Raw genomic sequence first — 2,443 nt, 5'->3', positions numbered from 1 at the left:
GGCGCCGGCGAGCAGCGCCGCCCGGTCGTTGCGCAGGCAGGTCTGCGGGTGCCTGGCGATCCCGGCGGCCAGCCGCTCGGCCTCCGCGCGGGCCGCACCGGGCGCGACCAGCCGGTTCACCAACCCCATCGCGTACGCCTCGTCGGCCGGCACCGGGCGGCCGGTGAGGATCAGGTCCATCGCCCGGCTCTCCCCGATCAGCCGGGGCAGCCGTACCGTGCCGCCGTCGATCAGCGGAACGCCCCACCGCCGGCAGAACACGCCGAGCGTTGCGTCCGACTCGGCGACCCGCAGGTCGCACCAGAGCGCCAGCTCCAGGCCGCCGGCCACCGCGTACCCGGAGATCGCGGCGATCACCGGTTTGGACAGTCGCATCCGGGTCGGGCCCATCGGCCCGTCGCCCTCGGGCTCGACCCGGTTGCCGCGCGGCGTGCCGATCGCCTTCAGGTCGGCGCCGGAGCAGAACGTGCCGCCCGCGCCCCAGAGCACGGCGACCGACGCGTCGGGGTCGGCGTCGAAGGCACGGAACGCGTCGGCCAGCGCCCGGGCGGTCGGCCCGTCCACGGCGTTACGGGCCTCCGGCCGGTCCAGGATCACCGTGGTCACGCCGTCGGCGTGCTCGACGCGTACACCCATGGGGGTCAGCATGCCCCCGACGTGGCCGACGGGCCAGCGGATACAAGCCGCGTTCGAAGATCCGGTCGGGGTATCTCACCCAACCTTCACGAGCGGTAGTTGCCCTTGTCGAGCAACTCGTCGAAGTCACCGGCCCGGCCGCGTTCGGCCAGTTCGGCCAAGGCCCGGGCGCGGTGCGGAGGAGCGGCGCCTTCCGGAAGGTCGAGGCGGACCAGGGGGAGGTGGGCGTCCACGTCGGTCGGCAGCGGGCCGTCGCCGGTCAGCTCCGGGATGCCCAGGGCCCGGCCTAACGCCGCGGCGGCCCGCCGGTGCCGTTGCCGGTAGCGCGCGAGCCGTTGCCGTACCTCCTCGCCGGCCAGCACGGTCGCCCGCGCCGGCACGCCCCGGTCCGGGCCGTTCCACACCCGCACCGCCGGATCTGCGGAGACGTTGCGGAACCACTGCGATCCCCGGCCGTAGCCGGAGGCGAGGAAGAGCGCGCCCGGCTCCCGGTCGACCACCTCCAGCACCACGTGGCGGGGCAGGCCGGAGCGGCGGCCCCGGTGCTCCAGCATCATCAGCCGGCGGCCGAGCAACCGGCCGAGGCCGTGACGGTAGAGCGGAATCGGGGCGCGGGCGAGCCAGCGCGGGATACGACGGCGGGCCATGCCTCCGACGGTACGCCCCGGCCCTCCTGCGAGGGATTTCCCGGCCGTCCGGTTTGGGGGCCCTCCGGCCGGGAAGTCGGAACAGGTGCGCGAACTGATGACGAAGCTCGAACAGGCCTCCGGTCTCGACCGGGTGGGTGACCGCCTGCAACGCGCCGTCCAGGGGACGTTGCGCTCGCAACGGGTCCGGGACGCGCTGCACGGCGTCTGGCTGGGCCACCCGCTGCACCCGGCGATGGTGCAGGTCCCGGTCGGCGCGTGGATCTCCGCCGCCGTGGTGGACCTGCTGCCCGGCCAGCGCCGGGCGGCCACGGCCCTGGTCGGGCTCGGCACGGTCAGCGCGCTGCCCGCCGCGGTGGCGGGGCTCAACGACTGGGCGTCCCTCTCCCGTGACCAGCGCCGGGTGGGGTTGGTGCACGCCGCCGCGAACACGGTCGGGCTGGCGCTCTACGCCGGCTCGCTCGCGGCCCGGCTGAACGGGCGGCACGGCCTCGGCCGGGCGCTGGCCTACCTGGGCCTGTCCGCGGCGAGCGGCGGGGCGTACCTGGGCGGGCACCTGGCGTACAAGCAGGGTGCCCAGGTCAGCCAGAGCGTCTCGGAGATGCACCTGATCAGCGACGGCTGGCACGCCGTGGGCGACCTGAGCAGCCTGCCGCAGCGGGAACTGGTCACCCGGGAGATCGACGACGTCTCGGTGATCCTCTACCGGCACGGCGACGACGTCACCGTGATGCTGGAACGCTGCCCGCACCAGAGCGGCCCGCTCGGTGAGGGCGAGGTGCAGCAGATCGACGGCCACGCCTGCGTGGTCTGCCCGTGGCACGGCAGCGCGTTCCGGCTCAACGGCGGCGAGGTGGTGCACGGCCCGGCCGCCAACGACCAGGTCGTGCTCCCCACCCGCGTGGTCTCCGGCCGGGTCGAGGCCCGGCTGCCCTGACCCGGGTCAGTCCCGGCGGTGCCGACCGCTGCCCAGCGCGCGTGCCGGGACCGGCCGCCGGCGCAGGCCGAGGACCGCGCCGATCTGCGCGCCCACGATGCTCGCCACCGCCAGCACCGCCGAGATGGCCAGCGGGCGGTTGATGCCCTCCTCGGCCGTCGCCCGGGACGCGCCCGCCGACATGGCCGGCGGCTGCCCGTCCGGGGCCGCCACGGTCGGCGTG

The 2,443-nt window shown here is 75.7% G+C and carries 3 protein-coding genes and 1 pseudogene; 1 reads left to right on the top strand and 3 read right to left on the bottom strand.

The window, feature by feature from the left end:
• A partial coding sequence (locus tag HUW36_RS30870) for a crotonase/enoyl-CoA hydratase family protein (protein WP_174531307.1) occupies positions 1-636 on the bottom strand: 636 nt, incomplete at its 3' end.
• A gap of 86 nt (positions 637-722) precedes the next feature.
• Positions 723-1,283, bottom strand: coding sequence for a nitroreductase family deazaflavin-dependent oxidoreductase (locus tag HUW36_RS30865; RefSeq protein WP_174531306.1), 561 nt, complete (start codon positions 1,281-1,283; stop codon positions 723-725).
• An 85-nt stretch (positions 1,284-1,368) separates the two neighbouring features.
• On the opposite strand from HUW36_RS30865, the gene HUW36_RS30860 reads away from it, so the two are divergent.
• Positions 1,369-2,220, top strand: coding sequence for a Rieske (2Fe-2S) protein (locus HUW36_RS30860; protein WP_174531305.1), 852 nt, complete (start codon positions 1,369-1,371; stop codon positions 2,218-2,220).
• A gap of 6 nt (positions 2,221-2,226) precedes the next feature.
• Here the strand turns inward: HUW36_RS30860 and HUW36_RS34695 are convergent.
• A pseudogene (locus tag HUW36_RS34695) lies at positions 2,227-2,443 on the bottom strand (LysM peptidoglycan-binding domain-containing protein); the annotation flags it as partial.

The sequence above is a fragment of the Micromonospora maritima genome, from assembly GCF_902825405.1.
Lineage (GTDB): Bacteria > Actinomycetota > Actinomycetes > Mycobacteriales > Micromonosporaceae > Micromonospora > Micromonospora maritima.
The sequence above is the reverse complement of the archived record's forward strand: the minus strand, read 5'-3'. Positions and strand labels throughout refer to the sequence as shown.

Excerpts from the sequence above, each read along its gene's own strand:
- HUW36_RS30865 (WP_174531306.1), bottom strand. The coding sequence starts at position 1,283 with ATGGCCCGCCGTCGTATCCCGCGCTGGCTCGCCCGCGCCCCGATTCCG.